The sequence below is a fragment of the Micromonospora sp. NPDC049275 genome, from assembly GCF_043197115.1.
Taxonomy (GTDB): Bacteria; Actinomycetota; Actinomycetes; order Mycobacteriales; family Micromonosporaceae; genus Micromonospora.
Genome location: NZ_JBICSN010000002.1, coordinates 380,789 through 400,396, shown reverse-complemented (window position 1 = coordinate 400,396; position 19,608 = coordinate 380,789). Strand labels below are relative to the sequence as shown.

Annotated in this window: 23 protein-coding genes; 16 read left to right on the top strand and 7 right to left on the bottom strand. The window is 73.2% G+C overall.

Going from position 1 to position 19,608, the window contains the following annotated elements:
* Positions 1-2: 2 nt before the first annotated feature.
* Both ACGFIE_RS07255 and ACGFIE_RS07250 read right to left on the bottom strand, forming a co-directional pair.
* Positions 3-1,127: an aromatic acid exporter family protein gene (locus ACGFIE_RS07255; RefSeq protein WP_393291998.1), complete on the bottom strand. Its 1,125-nt coding sequence runs from the start codon at positions 1,125-1,127 to the stop codon at positions 3-5.
* A 120-nt stretch (positions 1,128-1,247) separates the two neighbouring features.
* Positions 1,248-1,346: a hypothetical protein gene (locus tag ACGFIE_RS07250; protein ID WP_393291996.1), complete on the bottom strand. Its 99-nt coding sequence runs from the start codon at positions 1,344-1,346 to the stop codon at positions 1,248-1,250.
* Between the two features lie 39 nt (positions 1,347-1,385).
* Between ACGFIE_RS07250 and ACGFIE_RS07245 the strand changes: the two genes are divergently transcribed.
* The 7 genes from ACGFIE_RS07245 (at position 1,386) to ACGFIE_RS07215 (ending at position 6,150) form a co-directional block, all read left to right on the top strand.
* The gene (locus tag ACGFIE_RS07245; RefSeq protein WP_393291994.1) at positions 1,386-1,631 is read left to right on the top strand and encodes a hypothetical protein; all 246 of its coding nucleotides are present in this window, start codon (positions 1,386-1,388) and stop codon (positions 1,629-1,631) included.
* A gap of 248 nt (positions 1,632-1,879) precedes the next feature.
* The gene (locus tag ACGFIE_RS07240; RefSeq protein ID WP_393291992.1) at positions 1,880-2,605 is read left to right on the top strand and encodes an LppM family (lipo)protein; all 726 of its coding nucleotides are present in this window, start codon (positions 1,880-1,882) and stop codon (positions 2,603-2,605) included.
* Between the two features lie 116 nt (positions 2,606-2,721).
* Entirely contained in the window at positions 2,722-3,057 is a 336-nt protein-coding gene (locus tag ACGFIE_RS07235) for a hypothetical protein (protein WP_393291990.1), read from the top strand.
* An 11-nt stretch (positions 3,058-3,068) separates the two neighbouring features.
* The gene (locus ACGFIE_RS07230; RefSeq protein WP_393291988.1) at positions 3,069-3,677 is read left to right on the top strand and encodes a glycine zipper family protein; all 609 of its coding nucleotides are present in this window, start codon (positions 3,069-3,071) and stop codon (positions 3,675-3,677) included.
* Positions 3,674-4,372, top strand: a complete 699-nt coding sequence (locus ACGFIE_RS07225; RefSeq protein ID WP_393291986.1) for a carboxypeptidase-like regulatory domain-containing protein — start codon at positions 3,674-3,676, stop codon at positions 4,370-4,372. Before ACGFIE_RS07230 ends, ACGFIE_RS07225 begins: the two co-directional genes overlap by 4 nt.
* Before the next feature lie 23 nt (positions 4,373-4,395).
* Positions 4,396-5,664: a phage tail sheath family protein gene (locus tag ACGFIE_RS07220; protein ID WP_393291984.1), complete on the top strand. Its 1,269-nt coding sequence runs from the start codon at positions 4,396-4,398 to the stop codon at positions 5,662-5,664.
* Between the two features lie 3 nt (positions 5,665-5,667).
* Positions 5,668-6,150 (top strand): phage tail protein, encoded by a 483-nt coding sequence (locus ACGFIE_RS07215; protein ID WP_393291982.1) that lies wholly within the window; start codon positions 5,668-5,670, stop codon positions 6,148-6,150.
* A 1,141-nt stretch (positions 6,151-7,291) separates the two neighbouring features.
* Here ACGFIE_RS07215 and ACGFIE_RS07210 read toward each other — a convergent pair.
* A complete protein-coding gene (locus ACGFIE_RS07210) occupies positions 7,292-7,558 on the bottom strand; it encodes a hypothetical protein (protein WP_393291980.1) in 267 nt (88 codons plus the stop codon).
* A gap of 35 nt (positions 7,559-7,593) precedes the next feature.
* On the opposite strand from ACGFIE_RS07210, the gene ACGFIE_RS07205 reads away from it, so the two are divergent.
* The 9 genes from ACGFIE_RS07205 to ACGFIE_RS07165 all read left to right on the top strand — a co-directional run bounded on the left by ACGFIE_RS07205 (position 7,594) and on the right by ACGFIE_RS07165 (position 16,216).
* Positions 7,594-8,496 (top strand): hypothetical protein, encoded by a 903-nt coding sequence (locus tag ACGFIE_RS07205; RefSeq protein WP_393291978.1) that lies wholly within the window; start codon positions 7,594-7,596, stop codon positions 8,494-8,496.
* On the top strand, positions 8,493-10,085 hold the full coding sequence (locus ACGFIE_RS07200; protein WP_393291976.1) for a contractile injection system protein, VgrG/Pvc8 family: 1,593 nt from the start codon (positions 8,493-8,495) through the stop codon (positions 10,083-10,085). The genes ACGFIE_RS07205 and ACGFIE_RS07200 overlap by 4 nt, the downstream gene beginning before the upstream one ends.
* On the top strand, positions 10,085-10,423 hold the full coding sequence (locus tag ACGFIE_RS07195) for a hypothetical protein (protein WP_363681527.1): 339 nt from the start codon (positions 10,085-10,087) through the stop codon (positions 10,421-10,423). Before ACGFIE_RS07200 ends, ACGFIE_RS07195 begins: the two co-directional genes overlap by 1 nt.
* Positions 10,420-10,848 carry a GPW/gp25 family protein gene (locus ACGFIE_RS07190; RefSeq protein WP_266243029.1) on the top strand — a complete coding sequence of 143 codons (429 nt, stop codon included), beginning with the start codon at positions 10,420-10,422 and terminating at the stop codon, positions 10,846-10,848. Before ACGFIE_RS07195 ends, ACGFIE_RS07190 begins: the two co-directional genes overlap by 4 nt.
* The gene (locus ACGFIE_RS07185; protein ID WP_393291973.1) at positions 10,845-13,472 is read left to right on the top strand and encodes a putative baseplate assembly protein; all 2,628 of its coding nucleotides are present in this window, start codon (positions 10,845-10,847) and stop codon (positions 13,470-13,472) included. The genes ACGFIE_RS07190 and ACGFIE_RS07185 overlap by 4 nt, the downstream gene beginning before the upstream one ends.
* Positions 13,453-14,010 (top strand): phage tail protein, encoded by a 558-nt coding sequence (locus tag ACGFIE_RS07180; RefSeq protein ID WP_393291971.1) that lies wholly within the window; start codon positions 13,453-13,455, stop codon positions 14,008-14,010. The genes ACGFIE_RS07185 and ACGFIE_RS07180 overlap by 20 nt, the downstream gene beginning before the upstream one ends.
* Positions 14,007-14,939: a hypothetical protein gene (locus ACGFIE_RS07175; protein WP_393291968.1), complete on the top strand. Its 933-nt coding sequence runs from the start codon at positions 14,007-14,009 to the stop codon at positions 14,937-14,939. Before ACGFIE_RS07180 ends, ACGFIE_RS07175 begins: the two co-directional genes overlap by 4 nt.
* Positions 14,936-15,394, top strand: coding sequence for a hypothetical protein (locus tag ACGFIE_RS07170; protein ID WP_393291966.1), 459 nt, complete (start codon positions 14,936-14,938; stop codon positions 15,392-15,394). Before ACGFIE_RS07175 ends, ACGFIE_RS07170 begins: the two co-directional genes overlap by 4 nt.
* Before the next feature lie 72 nt (positions 15,395-15,466).
* Complete coding sequence (locus ACGFIE_RS07165; RefSeq protein WP_393291964.1) at positions 15,467-16,216, top strand: hypothetical protein; 750 nt, start codon at positions 15,467-15,469, stop codon at positions 16,214-16,216.
* Here the strand turns inward: ACGFIE_RS07165 and ACGFIE_RS07160 are convergent.
* The 4 genes from ACGFIE_RS07160 to ACGFIE_RS07145 are packed head-to-tail and all read right to left on the bottom strand — an operon-like array spanning position 16,179 to position 19,606.
* Positions 16,179-17,120 carry a PmoA family protein gene (locus ACGFIE_RS07160; protein ID WP_393291962.1) on the bottom strand — a complete coding sequence of 314 codons (942 nt, stop codon included), beginning with the start codon at positions 17,118-17,120 and terminating at the stop codon, positions 16,179-16,181. The two genes, ACGFIE_RS07165 and ACGFIE_RS07160, sit on opposite strands and share 38 nt — an antisense overlap.
* Positions 17,117-17,764 carry a hypothetical protein gene (locus ACGFIE_RS07155; protein WP_393291961.1) on the bottom strand — a complete coding sequence of 216 codons (648 nt, stop codon included), beginning with the start codon at positions 17,762-17,764 and terminating at the stop codon, positions 17,117-17,119. The genes ACGFIE_RS07160 and ACGFIE_RS07155 overlap by 4 nt, the downstream gene beginning before the upstream one ends.
* Positions 17,748-18,623, bottom strand: coding sequence for a carbohydrate ABC transporter permease (locus tag ACGFIE_RS07150; RefSeq protein ID WP_363681544.1), 876 nt, complete (start codon positions 18,621-18,623; stop codon positions 17,748-17,750). The genes ACGFIE_RS07155 and ACGFIE_RS07150 overlap by 17 nt, the downstream gene beginning before the upstream one ends.
* Positions 18,623-19,606: a carbohydrate ABC transporter permease gene (locus ACGFIE_RS07145; protein ID WP_393291959.1), complete on the bottom strand. Its 984-nt coding sequence runs from the start codon at positions 19,604-19,606 to the stop codon at positions 18,623-18,625. Before ACGFIE_RS07145 ends, ACGFIE_RS07150 begins: the two co-directional genes overlap by 1 nt.
* Positions 19,607-19,608: the final 2 nt, after the last annotated feature.

Below are 19,608 nucleotides of genomic sequence, written 5' to 3'. Positions count from 1 at the left end.
GGTCAGACGGCGGGGAGACCGAGGGCCTCGTCCACGCGGGCCAGGACGGCCGCGTCGTCGTCGGGGTGCACGCCCCGCAGCAGGTCGATGGCCGTCGCCCGGACCTGACCGATGATCATGGCGAGTGGGAGGGTCTGGGTCGACCCGAAGAGCCGCCCGGCCGTGCGGACGGCGGCCAGCGCCGCCGCGTCGGCGCGGACGGCGTGCCGGTCGGCGGCCTCCTCCTGCCCGTCCAGGTCGGCGGCGAGCGCCGCCCCGGCCTCCCGGACCGCCTCGACCAGGCAGCGCAGCGCCTCGCCCAGCTCGGGCGGCGTCGGGGTCCGCAGTCGACTGAGCGTCACCCCGGCGCGGGCCAGCACCCGGACGTTGCGGACCACGTAGTCGGTCTGTCGGATCGACTCGTCCACCGACCGCAGCCGGCCGATGTGCCGGCGGCGACGCACGTTGAGCCGCAGCGCCTCACCGGCGGCGAGCACGCCGTCGCGCAGTCCACCGACCCGGGCGTCCATGCCCCGGGCCTGGGTCAGCGCGGCCAGCGCCGCCGCCTCGTCGCGTCCGTCCAGCGCGTCGGCGATCCCGCCCAGCAGATCGGCCAGCTCGTCGAAGGTCCGGCGCACCTCGGCGACGAGCGGGGCGAGCGGGTGCCGGGCATCGACGAGAAGGCTGGCGGCGAGGGCGACCGTGCCGCCGACAAGCGCGTCGACGAAGCGGAACGGCACCAGTGAGCCGTCCGGCGGCGCGACCACCACCAGGTAGAGCGCGGACACCGCGGCCTGGACCAGGGTCACGCCTGTCGCGCCGAAGGCGACCGCGAGCAGGACGGTGAGCAGGATGACGGTGCCGACCGTCCACGTGCTGCCGGGGCCGAGCGCCTGCACGACCAGGTCCGCCACGAGCACCCCGGCGGCCACCCCGAGGACGACCTCGACGGCTCGGCGGATGCGCTGACCGCGCGCCTGACCGAGGACGATCAGCGCGGCGGCAGGCGCGAAGAAGGGCTGCGGGTGCCCGAGCAGGCGGGTGGCGAGCAGCCAGGCGACTGTCGCCGCGACTGTCGCCTCCAGCACCGGCCGCCACCCCTGCCGCAGCCGGTGACCGGCGACCCGCAGGCCCCCGAACCACGCCATCGCCCACCTCCCGCCACCTCGACTCTGTGCCGGGCCGTCCACGCTCACGGCGGCCCGGTACGCCCCTCGCGATCGTTCACCATCGCGCGAGGGAGCCGCTCACCGGGCTGCTCGACGAGCTCAGTTTCCGCGCAGTTCGGGGCGGTGGACCGCCTCCAGCAGACAGGCGTAGCGGGCCAGCGTCCGGCTGCGGCCGGTGCTCAGCCAGCGGTCGAGCACCTCGGGCAGGGCGCCGGCCAGGCGATCGAGGACGCGGTAGTGCTCGGCGCGGCCTGCTCCGGCGGCGCGGACGGGTTGCCGGCGGCCCTGGCGGCGTACGACGAGCAGCGCCGCCCCCGCACTCAGGCCATCGCCCGCGCCTCGCTGCGCGCGGGGCGGTACGGCCAGCAACTGCGCAACCCCGTCGCGCTCGCCGTCCGCGCCGCCGCGCTGCGCCTCACCCCGCCCCGCGCGCTGTTGCGGAGCATGACGTGGTCCGCCGACTGGCGACCCCCGCAGGGCTGAACTCAAGCCGCAAAGATCGGAGTCGGGCGCGGCGGACGCAAAACTCCAGTTTAGTCAATTGCGCGATTTTCGGCCCCGGGTAAAGGCGACAGTCCACCGGTACAATCGGCGACTGCAATGTGACCGATCATTGACTGCCGATGGTGAAATCGATCACACACACTGACCCCATGAACAGGAGAGTTAACCGCGGCAGGGCACTCCGCGTCGCGGCGTGTCTCCTTCTTCTCGCCGTTCTGAGCGGTTGCATGCAGCTCAACATGGGGCTCACCGTCAACGCCGACGACACGGTCGACGGGCAGTTGCTGCTGACCGCCGAGAAGTCGGTGCTGACCGCCCGGAACAAGAACATCTCGCTGGCGTTCGCGGAGCTGCGGCAGAACATTCCCGCACTGCCTCCCGGCGAGGAGACCGGCTACGAGGACGGCAAATTCTTCGGCAGCCAGATCAATTACCGTAAGGCGCCGCTGGCGGGCTTCGACAGTGAGAGCGTCAAACTGGTCCGAGACGGCGATTTCTACCGCTTCACATTGCCGCTCGATCCGAAGAAGTACGGCGGAAAAGTAGCCCAACAGAATCCGCAGCAGCAGCAGGCGTTCCTCACGCTGATGTCGTTCGAGATCTCGGTGACATTTCCCGGCCGGGTGATCGACACCAATGGCACCGTCAACGGTCGGTCGGTGACGTGGAAGGTGGACGCCAACCAACCCAAACCGGCCGAGCTGCGCGCCGTCGCCGAGGCGCCGCCCCGACCGTCGGCGTCGCCGGTCGCCGCCACCGAGGACGGCGGGTTCCCCTGGGTCCTCGTCGTCGGCGGTGTCGTCCTCCTGCTGGTTCTGGCAGCGGTGGGCGTACTCCTGCTGCGTCGCCGTCGCCCGACGGCGCCGGCCGCATCCGGGCCGACCGCATCCGGGCCGACCACACCCGGGCCGACAGCGCCGGGCCCACCCGCCGGCGCTCCCGGGCCCGGCTGATCCATCCGGTGGCCGGCCCCGCCTGCCACGTCCGGCCCCGGCCGCCCGCGACGACGGCGACCGGCCCGCACCACCACCACATCCCGGTCGCACCATCGCAGAAAAGGGGGATCGCCATGAACGATCTCTTCACCTGGGCCGCCCTGGGGACCATCGCCGGCGCGAGCGCCGCCACCCTGCTGGCCACAAACGTCATCGGCGGGCTCATCGGCCCGAGCGGCGACAAGCTCCGCAAGTGGATCGCCATCGCCATCGCGCTGCTGCTGTCCTACCTGACCGCGGCGTTCGCCGACGAGGCCGGCGGCGAGAAGTGGATCATCGCGTTCTTCAACGCGCTGGTGATCTTCTCCGCCGCGCTCGGCGTCAGCCAGTTCCCGCCCGGCAACCGGCAGGCGACACCTCCCCAGCTCGCGAGCGGTCGCGAGCCCCGTCTCTTCCGCTCGTGGGTCTGAGGAGCGACGTCATGATCTTCGGAATTCTCAGCGCGGCGATCCAGGTGGCTCTCGGCGCCACCCTCGGCCTCCTGGCCGGTGGCCCGGTCGGCCTGCTCATCGGCGCCGTCGTGGGCCTGCTGGTCGGCGCGGTGTTCGGTTGGGCGGTCACCTCCGCCGGGGTGTACGCGGCGGACGCCCGCGGCATCTTCCTCTTCGTCGTCGACCACACGTGGAGCCTGCTCAACACGGCCGTCGGGGCGATCTACCTGGCCGTGCACCTGATCTTCGGGCACTCGCTGGACCGGCCCACCTCGTCGGCCAGCGGCCGGGTCAGCGTGGTCGAGGGCGTCTCACCCCGCTACGCCACCACCATCGGCACGGTCTGCGCCGGCTCCAGCTCGGGCATCCAACGCCACGAGGACGTCCACATCTTCCAGGGACGTCTCCTCGGCCCGCTCTACATCCCGCTGGTGCTGGCGAACTACGTGCTGTTCACCATCGCGCCGATCTGGCTGCTCTACCACGACCACACCAACGCGCCGATCAACCGGTTCACCCGCTACTTCGAGATCGGCGTCTACCCGCACGTGTGGAACGAGGCAATCGCGTACCGGATCCAGGGGACGCCGCCGCGATGACCACCGACGGGCGCGGACCGATCGAGACGGCCACCGCCGAGTTGGCCGCATGGCTGACCAGCGCGGCGGGGACAACCGTCCCGATCGGACCGCCCCGCGCGTACGGCGACGTCGACGGGTTGACCCTGTGGCCGTTGGAGTTGCGCCCGGCCCAGCAGACACGCTCCAGCGGCGCGGTTCGTGAGCCGTACCGGTTCACGGTCCGCCACCTGCTCTGCGTGGCCGGGCCAGCCGGGCCGGCACTCCTGGACCGGGTGCTCACCGCCGCGACCAGCGACGGCAGCTACCCGGTGGTGCTGGAGGCCGGCGACGCGCCGCTGTGGAGCGCGTTCGGCGCCGTGCCCCGCCCGGCGCTGCTGATCGACGTGCCGGCGCAGGTGGACCACCCGACACCGGCCGCGCCGCCGGTCCTGCAACCGCTGCGGCTGCGGCAACTCTCGATGCGCACCCTCGCCGGGCGGGTGGTCGGCCCCGAGGACCAGCCGCTCGCCGCGATGCGCGTCGAGCTGCCCGGCACGGCGTCCGCGACCCGCACCGGCCCCGACGGCCGGTTCCTTCTCGTCGGGGTCCCGCACGACCCCGAACACCCCGGCCCGGTACGACTGCGACTGCGCGGACGTGGGCTCGTGCTCACCGCCGACGTCGACGCGGGCGAGGACGACATCGTCATCGTCTGCGCGCCACCGACCCACTGACGCCCACCCGCACAGGAGGACCGATGCCCAGCTACTTCTCCCCCGGCATCTACGTCGAGGAGGTCCCCAGCGGCGCCCGACCGATCGGACCGGCGAGCACCAGCATCGCCGCGTTCGTCGGCGTCGCCCCGAACCGTGGCGCCCACCTGGGCAAGGCGGTACCTGTCAACAACTGGACCGAGTTCCTGCGGCTGTTCGCCGAGGGGGACGAGATCGAGAGCACCCCGCTGGCCCGGGCCGTGTTCGGTTTCCTGGACAACGGGGGCGCCCGCTGCTGGGTGGTGAACGTCGGCGAGGGCGGCGCCATCACCGGCGCCGGCCAGCGACGCGGTGGCCTGCAACTGCTGGAGGCCATCGACGAGATCTCCATCATCGCCGCTCCGGGCTTTCACGACGTGGTGTCCCACGAGGCGCTGCTCAGCATGGCCGAGCGCACCCGCACCATGGTGGCGATCTGTGACCCGGCGCCGGACATCGACGACATCTCCGCGCTGACCCGGGTCGCCACCCCGTCGTCCGGCAAGCCGCCCAAGCCGAGCGACGGCCCGGGCGGTGGCGCCGGCACCGGCAGCGCTGGGTCCGCAGGCGCCGCTGGTCCGGGTGGCTCGGGTGGGCCCGAGGGGCCTGCCTACCGACCCCGCCAGTCCGAGTACGGCGCGCTCTACTACCCGTGGCTCCAGGTGCGCGACCCGATCAGCGGGGAGCTGGAACTCACCCCGCCGAGCGGGCACCTCGCCGGCATCTGGGCGCGCACCGACGCCCTGCGCGGCGTGCACAAGGCGCCGGCCAACGAACCCGTCCGCGGCGCCGTCAACCTGGGTTACCTGGTCACCCGATCGGAGCACGACGTGCTCAACCCCAAGGGCGTCAACGTGATCCGCTACTTCGCCGGCGAGGGCATCCGCGTCTGGGGCGCCCGTACGCTCGCCGCCGAGGCCAGCGAGTGGCGCTACCTCAACGTACGACGCCTCAGCATCTCCATCGAGCAGGCCATCGCCAACGGCACCCGCTGGATGGTCTTCGAGCCGAACGACTTCACCCTCTGGCGCTCGATCAGGCGCGACATCGGTGCGTTCCTCACCCGGGTGTGGCGCGACGGGGCGCTGCTCGGGCGCACCCCCGAGGAGGCGTTCTTCGTCAAGTGCGACGAGGAGACCAACCCGGTGGACGTCCGCGACGCCGGCATGGTGATCGCCCACATCGGCATCGCCGTCGTCAAGCCCGCCGAGTTCGTGGTGTTCAAGCTCAGCCAGTGGGCCGGCGGCACCGAGACCGAGACGATCGGAGGCTGACACATGCCCACCACAGCCACCCCGCAGCCGGGCGCCCCGGTCGACCCGTACCGGGCGTACAACTTCCGGCTCCTGATCAACGGCGTCACCAACGGCCACTTCACCGAGATGAGCGGTCTGGAGGTGAACATCCCCGGGCAGCCGTACCGCGAGCACGGCCCCGGACCGACGCGGATGGTCCCCGGCCAGGCCGAGTACGAGCCGGTGACACTGCATTTCGGCCTCACCGCGTCCCGCGAGCTGTGGGACTGGGTGAACGCCACCGCCCAGGGCACCCTCAACCGCCGCAACGTGTCGGTCGTGCTGCTGGACTCCGCCGGGACCGCCGAGGTGCTGCGCTGGAACCTGATCGACGCCTGGCCCACCCGGTGGCGCGGAGCGCACCTCAACACGATCAGCCACGAGATCGCCATCGCGTCGCTGACGCTGCGCTACGAGGGCCTGGAGTTGGAGACCGGCGGTGCCGCCGCGCCGAAGCCCGCGTAGGTGGCTCGCCGGTCGGCTGCGCTCGGCGGCCGACGCGGCGCAGCGCCTCGCCGGCCGCGTCGAGACCACAGGTGTGCCCGCGGAGGCGCCACGTCGTCTCGGCGAGCCGCCTGCGCACTGGCTGAACCTGGTCGCCGCCCACGCCCCCGGCCTGCTGCGCGAACTGGACCTCGACCCGTCCCCTCCGACCGCCGACCGGGCAGGCAGCCGCGACGACCACCCGAGTGGGTCCGACGCCGATGGCATGGCCTCGACCGACCCTCGGCCGTCCACGATGGAGGCGCGGCTCGGCTCTGTCGGGGAGTGGTCCCGGTCCCCCGGCGACCGGGCCGGACTGCGTGCGCCCGGTACGGCCACGCAATCCGATGATCGCAGCGGTCGCAGCGGTCGCAGCGGCGAGGGCGGTCGCAGCGGCGAGGGCGGTCGCGGTGGTGAGGGCGGTCGCGGTGGTGAGGGTGGTCGCGGTGGTGAGGGCGGTCGCGGTCGTCGAGGCGGGCGCGGCCCAGGGGCGGCCGGCCTCGACACGACAGGCGGCCTCGGCACGACGGACGGGCTCGACCCTGCGAACGGGCTCGGCACGGCCGAGGACCGCAGCAGAGCAGGCAACCTGAGCGCGGCGGACTGGTTCGCCACAGCAGACGGCTTGCCGACGGTCGACGGGTCGAACGCCGCCAGCAGGGCGGACGTCGCCCGTCCGGACGGGCGGCGGGCCGGGCAGCGGGACGGGCGGCCAACGGGTGAGTTCGGAAGGTCGGGCCGGCCATCCGGTGCGACCGGCCGAACGGGCCGTTCGGGGATCGGCGGCGCCCTCCCGAGCGACGCCACCCTAAGCGACGCCAACCCGAGCAGCGCCAACCCGAGCAGCGCCAACCCGAGTGGCGTCGACGACGCCATTCGGGCTTCTGGCGGGCGTGGCTCAGTGGCGTCGTCCTCGGACCGGAGTCGCCTCCTGCCGGGTCGGCTGTTGGGCGGTTGGCGCCGTCGCTCACCGTCTCGGCGGGACGCGGCACCGCAGTCGGCGGTGTCGGCAAGGTCCGCCCCCGCGACACCGACACGGCGGGACGACGTCACGCCCGTGCGCGCAAGCCAGACCCAGCCGAGCGAGATCTTGGTAGATTCCGGCCCCTCCCGGGGCACTTTCCTACCAAGATCTCCTACTGGCACCGACGACCGGCGTGCCGTCGGGCGTGGGTTGTGGCCCGACCTGCCGGGCGAGGCGGCGGGCGATCGGGGTACGCGGCACGCCGGGCACCACCGCGACGAGCACGACCAGCGCGGCCACCATGACCCGCGCGCGACAGCGTTCCGGGCGTCGACGGTCGAGGCGGCTGCCGTCGACAGGTGGCCGGCGCTGCCCGATGACGGGCCGCTGTGGACGGTGCCCGGGGCGGGACTCGACGCGGGCCACGTGGACCGCCTGGATCGGGAACAGGCGGGTGGCTGATGGAACGCGTCGCCTTCCTCATCGATTCCTCCGGGGAGCGGGTGGACTGCCTGCTCAACCCGGAGACCGTGCAGGTGACCCGGCTCGCCGGTGTCCGTTCTCGGGGCGCGGGTGGCGGGCAGCTCACCGGGGCGGGGCTGGCCGACGATCCGCTGGTCTTCACCGGCGGCGGTCGTACGGAGCTGGTGCTGGACCTGCTGTTCGACGTCGACTTCGTCCAGGCGCAGGTCCGCCCCGCCGACGTACGGGTGCTCACCCGGCCGCTGTGGATGCTTGCCGAGAACTCCACAGCCGAGCACGGGTGGCTGCGCCCGCCGCTGGTGCGGCTGGTCTGGGGCAAGACGTGGAACGTGCCAGGTGTGATCGTCGCGGTGGCCGAGCGGTTCGACGCGTTCACCGGGACGGGCTCGCCGCGGCGCTCCTGGCTGCGGTTGAAGCTGGTCCGCGCCGCCGAGACGGCCGACCAGGCGCAGGCGGGATTCGCCGAGGAGTTGGCCGCGGTGAGCACCCCGTCCGCCGCACCGGGCAGCGCCGTGGTCGCCGCCGGTGACGGTGCCGCCGAGCCGGGTCGCTCCGGGGTCCGTTTCGACCTGCTGGCCAACGACGCGCTCGGGTCGCCGCTGCGGTGGCGGTTGTTGGCCGAGCACAACCGGATCGCCGACCCGCTCGCGGTGCCGGCCGGTACGACCCTCGCGGTCCCCCCGCCCCCCTCGGGCGGTGGCGGGCCGGAGTCGACGCTGGCCGGGATGGCGCGGGCGGTGGCCGGCGCGGTGGGTGCCGGCGCGTCGTTCGTGGGCGCGTCGATCGCCACCGCGAGCTGGGCCACCCCGACAGGTACGACAGCCGCCAGCACCAACCCGGGCGGCACGCCACTCGGCACCGGCTCGGGGAGTACGCCATGACAAGCGTCGCGCCCCGCGCGCTGACCGTCCTGCTGGACGGCGTGGAACTGAACGCCACGGCCCGACAGCGGATCCGCTCACTGCGGGTGGCCGCACGACTCGACCAGCCCACCCAGGCCGAGCTGGTGCTCGCCACCGCCGCCGGAGGTGGCGCTCTCGACCCGGCGGCCCGGCCGGGCACCACCCTCGACGTCCGGCTCGCCGAGCACTCCGACGCGCTGTTCACCGGGGAGGTCACCGCGGTGGAGGTCGAGTACGCCGCCGACGGGGCGGCAGTGCTGCGCCTGCGGGCGTACGACGCGCTGCACCGGCTGCGCAAGCGGCAGGACCTGCGGGTCTTCACCTCGGTGACGGCGGCGGAGCTGGCGGGTGAGCTGTGCGGCGAGGTGGGGTTGACCGTGATGGCGGACAGCGACGGGCCGCGGCTGGACCGGCTGCTCCAGCACCGGCACAGCGACCTGGAGCTGCTGCGGGAGGTCACCGGTCGGGCCGGGCTGCACCTGGCCGTCGACGGCGACGACGTCCGGCTGGTCACCCTCGCCGGCTACGGGGAGCCCGTCGCGTTGACCCTAGGCGCGAATGTGCACACCCTGCGGCTGTCCACGAACGCGGACCGGGCCAGCGGCGCCAGCGCCGCGCTCGGGTGGCATCCGCAGCGGGCCGAGCCGATCAGTCAGCAGGCCGACGAGGCGCGCTGCGGCCGCCCGGCCGGTGACCGGCCGGACCCGGCCGACGTGGGCGCCGACGGGGTACGCACCGCAGTCGACCAGCCGGGGCGCAGCGACGACGAGTTGGCGGCCCTCGCTCAGGCGCGACTCGACCTGCGCGCTGCCGCGCTGGCCACCGCCGAGGGGGTCGCCGAGGGCGATCCGGCGCTGCGGCCGGGCCGGCGGATCGACCTGACGGGTGTGCCCGACCCGCTCGCCGGGGCGTACGTGCTGACCGAGGTGGTGCACACGGTCGACGGCGACGGGCACCTGACCCGATTCTCGACGGTGCCGCCGACCGCGCCCCCGAGCACGGCGGGCGGCGCCACTGTCACCCTCGGCACCGTCACCGACGTGGCCGACCCCGACGGACTGGGCCGGGTACGCCTGACCCTGCCGGCGTACGGGGACCTGGACGCCGGCTGGCTCGGTGTGCTCTGCCCGGGCGCCGGGCGGGGCAAGGGCCTGGTGGCGCTCCCCGACCCGGACGACACCGTGCTGGTGGTGCTGCCCGGCGGCGAACCGGCCTCGGGCATCGTGCTGGGCTCGCTGTTCGGGGCCGTCGAGCCGTACGACGCGGGTGTCGACGACGGGAAGGCCCGGCGCTGGTCGCTGCGGACCGCCGGCGGGCAGTCGATAGTCGTGGACGACGTCCAGCGCAGCCTGCGGCTCGCCACCGAGGGCGGCAGCTACCTGGATCTCACCCCCGACCTGGCCACCCTGCACGCGGCGAGCGACCTGGTGATCTCCGCGCCGGGCCGGGCCATGGTGATCCGCGCCCGCAGCGTGGACTTCCTGCACGCCGAGGCGACCGAGGACCCGACCACCGCGGCGCAGCAGGCCCGTTCGCTTGCCCGCGCCCACCACGAAGGAGGCGGCTGATGCGCTGGATCCACCGCGACTCGGTGATCACCTGTGACCACGACGGCCGGGTCGAGAACCAGCCGTCGCAGCGGTGGGTGACAGTCACCGCCGTGCCGGTGCTGGTGGACGACGACCCGGAGGGACGAAAGATCATCGCCTGCCCGAACTACGGCCCCACCATCAAGCCGTGCGGAAAGACGCTCACCGTCCGGGTCGGCTACAGCGACTGGCTGCGCGTCGACGGGCACCGGGTGGTGCTCTCCCACCTGGAGGGCTTCACCGACGGCACCCCACCGGGCGCGGTCCACCACACCGTCCGCGACCCCCGGCAGCAGTTCCTGGCGGCGGACCGATGAGGGCGTTCCGTTTCGTCGGCGCGGGCTTCGACGCCGGCCGTGGCGGCGGGCTGGCGCTCACCGCGGCCGGGGGCCTGGCCATGACCGAGGGCGACGAGAGCGTACGCCAGGCGCTGTTTCTGTTGTTGTCCACGACGCCGGGCGAGCGGTTGATGCGACCCGGGTACGGCTCCCGGCTACACCGGCTGATCTTCGCGCCCAACGACGACACGACTGCCGGGCTGGCCATCCACTACGTCCGGCAGGCCATCGCCAGGTGGGAGCCCCGTGTCGAGGTCATCGACACCGACGCGGGGCCGGACCCGGACGACGCGTGGCGGCTGGTGATCCGGCTCGACTACCGGGTGCGGGCCAGCCTGACGCCCGGGCAGTTGGTGTTCTCCGTGGACCTGCTCCCCGCCGACGACTCGGGAGGACAGTCATGACGCTGCCCGTTCCGCACCTGGACGACCGTGGTTTCCTCGACCTCGTCACCGAGGCCCGCGAGCGGATCCAACAGTCCTGCCCCGCCTGGACCGACCTGTCGGCGCACGACCCGGGCATGGCGCTGGTGGAGGCGTTCGCGCACCTGACCGAGGTGATGATCTACCGGCTGAACCAGTTGCCGGAGAAGGCGTACGTCTCGTTTCTGAACCTGCTCGGGGTGGCACGCCACGCGCCCACCGCGGCCTGGGCGGACGTCGTGTTCACCCGCGCCGGCACCGACCGGGGCGCGGTGCGGATCCCGGCCGGCCTGCGGGTCGCGGCGGCACGCGGCGCCGATCCCCGACCGGTCGTGTTCGTCACCACCGAACCGGCGGTGCTGGCCGCCGGGGAGGCGTCGGTGACGGTCCGGATGCACCACTGCGAGCCCGTCGCGGCGGAGCTGCTGGGTGTCGGCACCGGCCAGCCGGGCCAGGTGCTGCGGGCGGCCCACGCCCCCCTCACCCACACCGGCGAGCCGCTGGACCTGCTGCTCGGGGTGGAGGTGCCGGCCGGCTCGGTGGAGCTGGGGGCGGCGGCCCGCGAGCACGACGGCCGTACGTTCGAGATCTGGCAGCCGGTGGACAGCTTCGCCGGGCTCGGCCCGCAGGCCAAGGCGTACCTCGTCGACCGCTGCTCGGGCACCGTCACCTTCTCCCCGGCCCTCGACCTGCGACCGCCCACCGGTCCCGGCGAGCCCGCCGGGCCGGGCGCTGTGGTGACGGTGGCGGCGGTGCCGCCGGCCGGGCGGCAGGTACGCCTCTGGTACCGGGCCGGCGGCGGCCCCACCGGCAACGTGGCCGCCGGCACGCTGACCAGCCTGCGCGACCCACTGCCCGGGGTACGTGTCGACAACCCCGCGCCCGCTGCCGGCGGCCGGGAGATGGAGGCGCTGGATTCGGTGCTGCTGCGCGGCCCGTACGAGTTCTTCGCCCAGCAGCGCGCGGTCACCGCCCGCGACTTCGAGGTGCTGGCCACCAGCTCCGGCGCGGTGGCCAGGGCGCGGGCGTTCACCCGCTCGGCCGTGTACAGCTTCGCCCGGCCCGGTGAGGTCGAGGTGGTGCTCGTGCCGTACGTGCCGCTGACGGCCCGCCCGGGTGGCCGGCTGCCGGTGGCGGTGCTGCGCGAGCACGAGATGCCCGAGGCACGCCACCGCGTCGAGGGGGACCTGGAACAGCGCCGGATGGTGGGCATCCGCTCCCGGGCCACCTGGGCCCGGTTCAAGGCGGTGTCGGTGCGGGCCCGGGTGGTGGTGCGCCGCGAGGAGGACGTCGACGCGGTCCGGCGGCGCATCCACGATCGGCTGCACCAGACGCTCAGCCCGCTGCCCACCGCGCTCAACCCGACCGGGTGGTCCTTCGGTGAGCCGCTGCGTGCGTCAAACGTGTACCGGCTGTTGGAGCACGCCGAGCCGGGCGTGCGCTACGTCGAGTCGGTGCGCTTCGTGGTCGACGAGGCGCCCGACGCCGGGGTCCGTGCCCTCGCCGTCGACCAGTACCAACCGCGCACCTGGTACGCCGGGCGCGGCCCGGTGCTGTTCCGTTCCAGCAACGCGGGCGCCGGCTGGGAGCCGGCCGGCCGGTTCGACGACGAGACGGTGCTGCGGGTGGCGCCCGCGCCCGCACCGGTGCGCCCGGGCATCGTGCCGCGTCCCGGATCGGTGGCCGTGGTGACGTTGCGCGAGTCCGGCGGTTCCCGGGTGCACCTCAGCACCGACCTGGGCGAGACGTGGTCGCTGCTCACCGACCTGGACTCCCGCATCTCCGACGTGGCGTGGATCGACCGAGACGGCGCGGGCGCGCTGCTGGTGGCTACCGACACCGGCCTGTACGAGGTGTCGCTGCTGCCCGGGGCGGTGCCGTTGCAGATCCTCGTCGACCCGTCCGACGCCGACCGGGGCTTCTACGCGGTACGCGCGTTCGTCTCCGAGCGGGGTGCGCCCGGTGTGGCGGTGGCGGCGCAGGCCAGCTTCGGGGTGTACCTGTCGACGGCCGGCGGCCGACCCGGCAGCTTCGCGCACGTCGGGCTCTCGAACGTCGACAACCGGGTCCTCGCCGTGCAGTACGACGGCCCGGCCACCCTGCTGTGGAGCGGCGCCGGCGAACCGGACCCGAAGAAGCCCGGCCAGGGCTGCCACCGCACCCGGCTGTTCGAGTCCGACGTGCAGTGGCAGACCGTGCAGGCCGGCTGGGTCGGCGGCACCTGCCGAGACCTGGCGTTCGCCGGCGGGCAGGCCCTCGCGGCCACGCAGAGCGGCGGGGTGCTGCGGCTGGACACCCTGGCGGCCCAGCCGCAGTGGCAGTCGGTGTCGGTCAACTGCGGCCTGCCGCTGCGCGACCGGACCCGGTTCGTGCCTGTGGACGCCGTCGCCGTGAGCGGCCCGGCGACCGTCGCTCCGACGGCCGCGGACCGCCTGGTCCTGGCCTGCGGTGAGCGCGGCGTGTACCGCAGCGCCGACGCGGTCAACTGGACCGCCAGCGCCAACCAGGCCACCGCCGACGTGGTGACCGTCCCGGACACGTGGCTGCTCTGCTCCGGCGAGCACGACATCGAGGTGGTGCGCCAGGATGCGACGCTCGGCGATTGAGCGGCTGCTGCCCGCCGCCTACCAGCGGGCATGCGTGCCGGGCAGCGTGCTCTGGGCGCTGCTGGAGGTGATGGAGGGGCTGCACGCTCCGGACGAGGCGATCCTCGCCGAGGTGGACGCCCTGTTCGACCCGTACCGGGCACCTGACCACCTGGTCGTGCGGCTGACCCGCTGGGTGGCGATGGACCACGTGGTGGCCTCGCCCCGACCGGACGCCCCGCTGCCGCTGCCGGTGGGCCGGCTGCGGGACCTGGTGGCCAACGCCGCGCTGCTGGCCCGGTGGCGCGGCACCCCGTACGGGCTGCGCCGAGCCCTGGAGCTGGCCACCGGGTCGCCGGGCTTCGTCATCGACGAACCCGACGAGCGGCCCTTCCACATCGTGGTGCGGGTACCGGCGGCCGCCGCCGGTCAACTCGCCGTGATCACCCGCATCGTCGAGGCGGAGAAGCCCGCGTCGACCACCGCCGAGATCGTCGTCGCCGCTTCGCCGCCAGCCACCACCCCGAGCGCGGCACCGACCGCAGAGGAGCCGTCATGACCACCGAATGGACAGTCGTCGCCGCCGCTTCGCAGTTCACCCTGGACCCCGCCAACCATGGCGAGCTGACCTTCACCGTCTCCAATCCCCAGCTGGCGCCGGACACCGTGGTCTTCGACGTGGCCCCCGGCGAGGGCAGCCAGCGGGCCTGGTTCACTGTCACCGAGCCGCAGCGGGTGGTCCCCGGGCAGGGCTCGGTCTCCTTCCTGGTCCGTCTCGCCGTACCGGCGGGCACCGCGCCGCGCCGCTACGACATGACCGGTTTCGCGTACTCGGCGAACACCGCGCCGGAGGAGAGTTCCCGCTCCAGCGGCCGGGTGACGTACGAGGTCACGGCGGTGGCCGCGCCGAAACGGACGCCCTGGCCGTGGATCGCCGCGGCGGTGGCCCTGGTGCTCGTGGTCGGCGGCGTGGTCGGCTACCTGCTGACCCGGCCCGACGGCACCCCGTCACCCGGGGCGCCACGGGTGGTGACACTGGAGGCGGAGAGCCTTGTCGACGGCGCCCGGGTGGAGTCCCCGGCGAAGACCGCCGCGGCGGTCGGGGCGCAACCGAACTGCTGCGCCGTGACCTGGTCGGGCGACAAGCAGCTGTTCTTCACGGGCCTGGCGCCCGGCGACCGAGTGAGTCTCACAGTCGACCTGCCCGCCGAGGCGGTCTGGCGCTTCTCCACCACGCGCACCACGTCGTTCGACTACGCCAACACGATCTGGCAGGTCGACGGCGCGCAACTCGGCGGCACCTTCTTCGGCTTCACGCCGAAGGTCGTCCTGCAGGACTTCACCGACGTGGGCACCGTCCGGCTCCGACCGGGCCGGCACACGCTCACGCTTGTCGCCGTGGGTAAGACCCAGGGCGTCGACAGGTACTTCGCCGGCGTGGACCAGATCCGCTTCACCGAGGTGACCGGGGCGGTCGCGCAGCGATGAGCGGTCGGCAGAAGGTGGTGCTGGTGACAGTGGCGGCGCTGCTGGTGGCGTTCTTCGTCCTCGCCGTCGGCGTCTCCGGCGGCGACCAGGGCCGCGCGGACGATCCACCGGGGGTCGTCGAGCGGCTGGGCCGGCTCGCCGGTGCAGGCACGAGCGTGGACCCGGCAACCGTGCGGGCCGACTGCGACCGTACCGGCGACGTGCTGAGCTTCGTCGGCGGCTGCGCGGTGCGGGTCGCCGACCCGGGCGAGCTGCGGACACTCGTGCTGCGCAGTGGTCGCCCGTTCGTGGTGCGCGCGCCGGCGCCCCGCGACGCCGACCTCACCGTGCGCTCCGAGGTCGAGCCGGACGACGGCGGCGAGGCGGTCGCCCGGATCGCCGTCGACAGTGCGGTCACCGTGCTGCTGAGCTGCCCGGGAGGTGTCGGATGCACCGTCACCGTCGCCGCCGACTGACCACCCCACCGGCGGATTCCGCAGGCGCCGGCCGCGCGCCCGCCTCCCCAGACGACCGCGAGGAGACCCGACATGGGTGACCTGCGCAAGCCCTTCCTGCTGCTCGCGCTTGTCGCGGTCACGCTTGTGGTCCTCATCGAGGTCGGCTCGTCGCTGCTCACCGGGGGCGGGGATGCCACCGGTGCCCTCCTGGCCAACGCGGCCGACCTCGGCGTCGAGGTGGACGGCGGCGGGATCAGCGAGCCGTCCGGACGGGGTACGAGCTACCTGGCGCTCATCGACGTGGTGGCGCTCTGGACCACGGGCCTGTTCTGCCTGAGCCTGGTCGTGCCCGAGCGGGTGCAGGGCCGGATCCAGGGCGTGGCGACGCTGATCTTCTCGATCCTGCTCATCCTGGGCTCGCTCGTGCTGCTGATCATCGCCTTCGTGGAGCTGACCATCATGGTGTCGCTGTTCCTGGCGGTGCCGTTCGGCACCCTGGCGTACCTGGCGTTGTGGGGCTTCTTCCCGGTGGGCGAGGCGAGCCTGCTGCTGGGGCTGGCGCTGCTGCTGAAGCTGGTCTGGGTGGTGCTGCTGCTCCTCGCCCAACCACGCTTTCTGCAGAACAAGGGCCTCGTGCTGCTGGCGCTCACCACGCTGCTCTGCACCGTCGTGCTGGAGTTCCTGCACCGGCTCGTCCCGGTCATCGTGGTGAGCATCCTCGACGACGTGGGCGCGCTCGTCTTCGCCATCGTGGCCATCATCTGGGGCCTGGTCCTGCTGATCGGCTCCATCCCCGCAATAGTCAAGTCCGTCCGGGTGACGGCCGCCCTACCCCGCTGACGAGGGCCGCGCAGCGATCTCGGTCCACGTGGCCGTCTGCAACCCACACCCGGTACCGGCCCTGCCGGGTCGCACCGGCCGGCACCACCGCCGGGACGTCGAACGCGAACGCCACACACACCCCCGGGTACATCGCGGTCCGCACGAACCACCTGTCGCCGGGCCCCAGACCATCAAAGACCAGGGTGTACGCCCCGCCGCCCGGTCCGACGCCGGTCAGCGCGAGCCAGGGCGCCGCACTGCCGTTGACCGCCCCCTCCCCGGCGACGTCGGCAGTGAACACCGTCGGCTCGCCGTCGGCGAGCGCCCGCCAGAAGAACCCGCCGTAACCGGCCCCGCCGGGGCGGCCATTGGTGGCCGGGCTGCCCAGGCGCACCTCCCGGTCGGGTGGGGCGGTCAGCGCGGAGTCCACATCGAGCCGCCAGACGTCCGACGCGACCGCCGAGGCGGCGAGCCGCCGCTGCTCCGTGAGCAGCACCGACCCGTGTCGATCCCGCCACTGCAACAGGTGCGCCAACCGGTCGGCGGCCCGCTCGGACCAGCCGGTGTGCGCGATGACGCCATGGTCGTCGCGCCACGTGTAGCCGACGTCGCGCACGTAGGTGCGTCCGCCCCAGAGGTTGACGCCGTCGACGTCCTGCACCGCGAGGGACGCGCCGAGGTGCCAGACGTGGTCGGCGGGCAGCGCGTCGGTGACCACCGTGCCGCCCAGGGTGCGTACCGGGTGCAGGTAAGGCCGGGGACCGTGCCGCGGGTCCAGCGCCGGGTCCACCACGTACCGGGCCACCTCCGTGCCGCCGACCAGCAACCGCGCCGGCTCCTCGGTGGGCGCGGCGACCTGCGCGGGATCGGCAGACGCCGCCGCGTCCCGGCCGGTGGCGGCCGGGCCCCGGTCGGCGCTCACGGCAGCTCCGGCCACGCGGAGACCGGCCGGGGGCCGGCGACGGCGTGCAGGGCGGCCACCGTGTAGCCGGCGAGGATCGGCACGGCGACCGGGGTGACCAGGACGGCGAGCAGCCCGGCCAGCGTGGCCACCCCGCTGAGGGCGGCCCAGCGGAGCGGAGCGTCGAGGCAGGCGCGGGCGGCGGACCGGGCCGCGACCCGCCACCGCCCGCCCCCGTAGCCGCCCACCTCGACGACGACCAGCCCGGCGTACCCGGCCAGACCGGTCGCGACAAGCGCGGTCACCGCGAGGGCCGGGAGGCCGCCCGGCACCCGCCCGGCGGCCAGCGCCGCCAGGTCGGCGGCGAGCAGCACCGCCACGGCGAACGCCAGCAGGCTGACCGGCACGCCGGGCAGCACCGCGCGGCCGAACCGGCGCGCGGTGGCCCGCGCCGAGGGCCAACTGCCGGTACGCGTCCAGTCGTGCACGGCCGCGCTGGCCACGCCGGCCGCCGCGGCGGCGGTGAGCACCGGCGCCGCGGCGAGGGTCAACAGGATGCCCAGCAGCGCGAGGTCGGCGGCGTCGCGGGCGACGTCGCGCCAGTCCCGCCGCCCGCCGGTGTCGAGGGGTTCAGCCCCTGGTGCCGGTTCAGCCCTTGATGCCACTGGTGTTGATCCCCTCGACGAGCATCCGCTGGAACGCGACGAAGAACAGGAAGACGGGCAGCAGCGACAGCACCGACATGGCGAACATCGGCCCTACCGCGCTCTGGCTCGTCGAGTCGATGAACAGGGTGAGCGCGACAGGCACCGTGTAGTCCTCCAGTTGGGACAGGAATACCAACTGGCGGAAGAAGTCGTTCCAGGTCCAGATGAACGAGAAGATCGCGGTGGTGACAAGCGCGGGGCGGCTCAGCGGCAGGATGATGTGCCGGAAGATGCCGTATGGGCCGGCGCCGTCGATCCGGGCCGCCTCGTCCAACTCGCGCGGGACGCCCCGCATGAACTGCACCATGAGGAAGACGAAGAACGCCTCGGTGGCCAGGAACTGCGGGATGATCAGCGGCAGGTACGGCCAGTCGCCGCCGACCAGTCCGAGTGTGCGGAACAGGATGTACTGCGGCACGATCAGCACGTGCTGGGGCAGCAGCAGCGTGCCGATCATCACGGCGAACCACATGCCGCGCAGCCGGAACCGCAGGCGGGCGAAGGCGTACGCGGCCAGCAGGCAGGACAGCCCGTTGCCGATGACGGTGAGCAGGCTGACCAGGGCGCTGTTGACGAAGAACCGGCCGAAGCTGACGTCGAAGTTGGACCATCCGGCGGTGTAGTTGCCGGGTGTGAACCGCTCGGGCAGCAGCCCGATGTTGTTGACGATCTCCTCCTGCGACTTCATCGAGGTGCCGACCATCCAGATCAGCGGGTAGAGCACCACGGCGACGACCACCACCAGGATGACCAGCCGCAGCAGGGGCCGCCCGGTCGGACGTCGCCGGCCGACAGGCGTCGGGGTCGCCGTCACCATCACCGGTCCTCCCCGTCGGAGTAGTGCACCCAGAAACGCCCGGTGCTGAAGAGGATCGCGGTGATGACCGCGATGGCGAGCAGGAACACCCAGGCCATCGCCGACGCGTAGCCCATCTGGAGTTCGGTGAAGCCGGTGATGTAGAGGTTCAGCGTGTACATCAGGGTGGAGTCGACCGGGCCGCCGGTGCCGTTGCTGAGCACGAACGCGGCGGTGAATCCCTGGAAGCCGTTGATCGTCTCCAGCACCAGGTTGAAGAAGATGACCGGGGAGAGCATCGGCAGGGTGACGTTGCGGAACTGCCGGAACCGGCCGGCCCCGTCGACCGAGGCTGCCTCGTACAGCTCGGTGGGCACCTGCTTGAGCCCGGCCAGGAAGATCACCATCGGTGCGCCGAACTGCCAGACGGCCAGCACCATGAGCGTCTCCAGGGCCCAGTCCGGGTCGTTGACCCAGGGCTTGCCCTCGATGCCGACGAGGCTCAGCAGCGAGTTGAACGCGCCGTCGCGGTTGAACATGCTGACCCAGACGATGGCCAGCGCGACGCTGCCACCGAGCAGCGACGGCAGGTAGAACAGCCCGCGGAACAGCCCCACCCCGCGCCAGGCGCGGTTGAGCAGCAGCGCCACGCCGAGCGCGGCGGCCAGCTTCAGCGGTACGGCGATCAGCGCGAAGGTGAGTGTGACCCGCACGGCGTGCCAGTACGACGGGTCGGCGGTGAACATCCGCTCGTAGTTGGCCAGCCCCACCCACTCCACCTCGGAGAACGGGGTGAGGATGTCGTAGTTGGTGAAGCTCAGATAGAGCGACAGCAGCATGGGGACCGCCGTGACACCCATCAGGCCGATGAGCCACGGCGACAGGAAGACGTACCCCGCCAGACCTTCGCGGTGCCGGATGGTGCCGGGCCCACGCCTCGCGGGGTGGGCCCGGCCGGATCCGGGGCCGCGTCGGGTCGGGTCGGGCGCCGTGGTCAACGCCACGA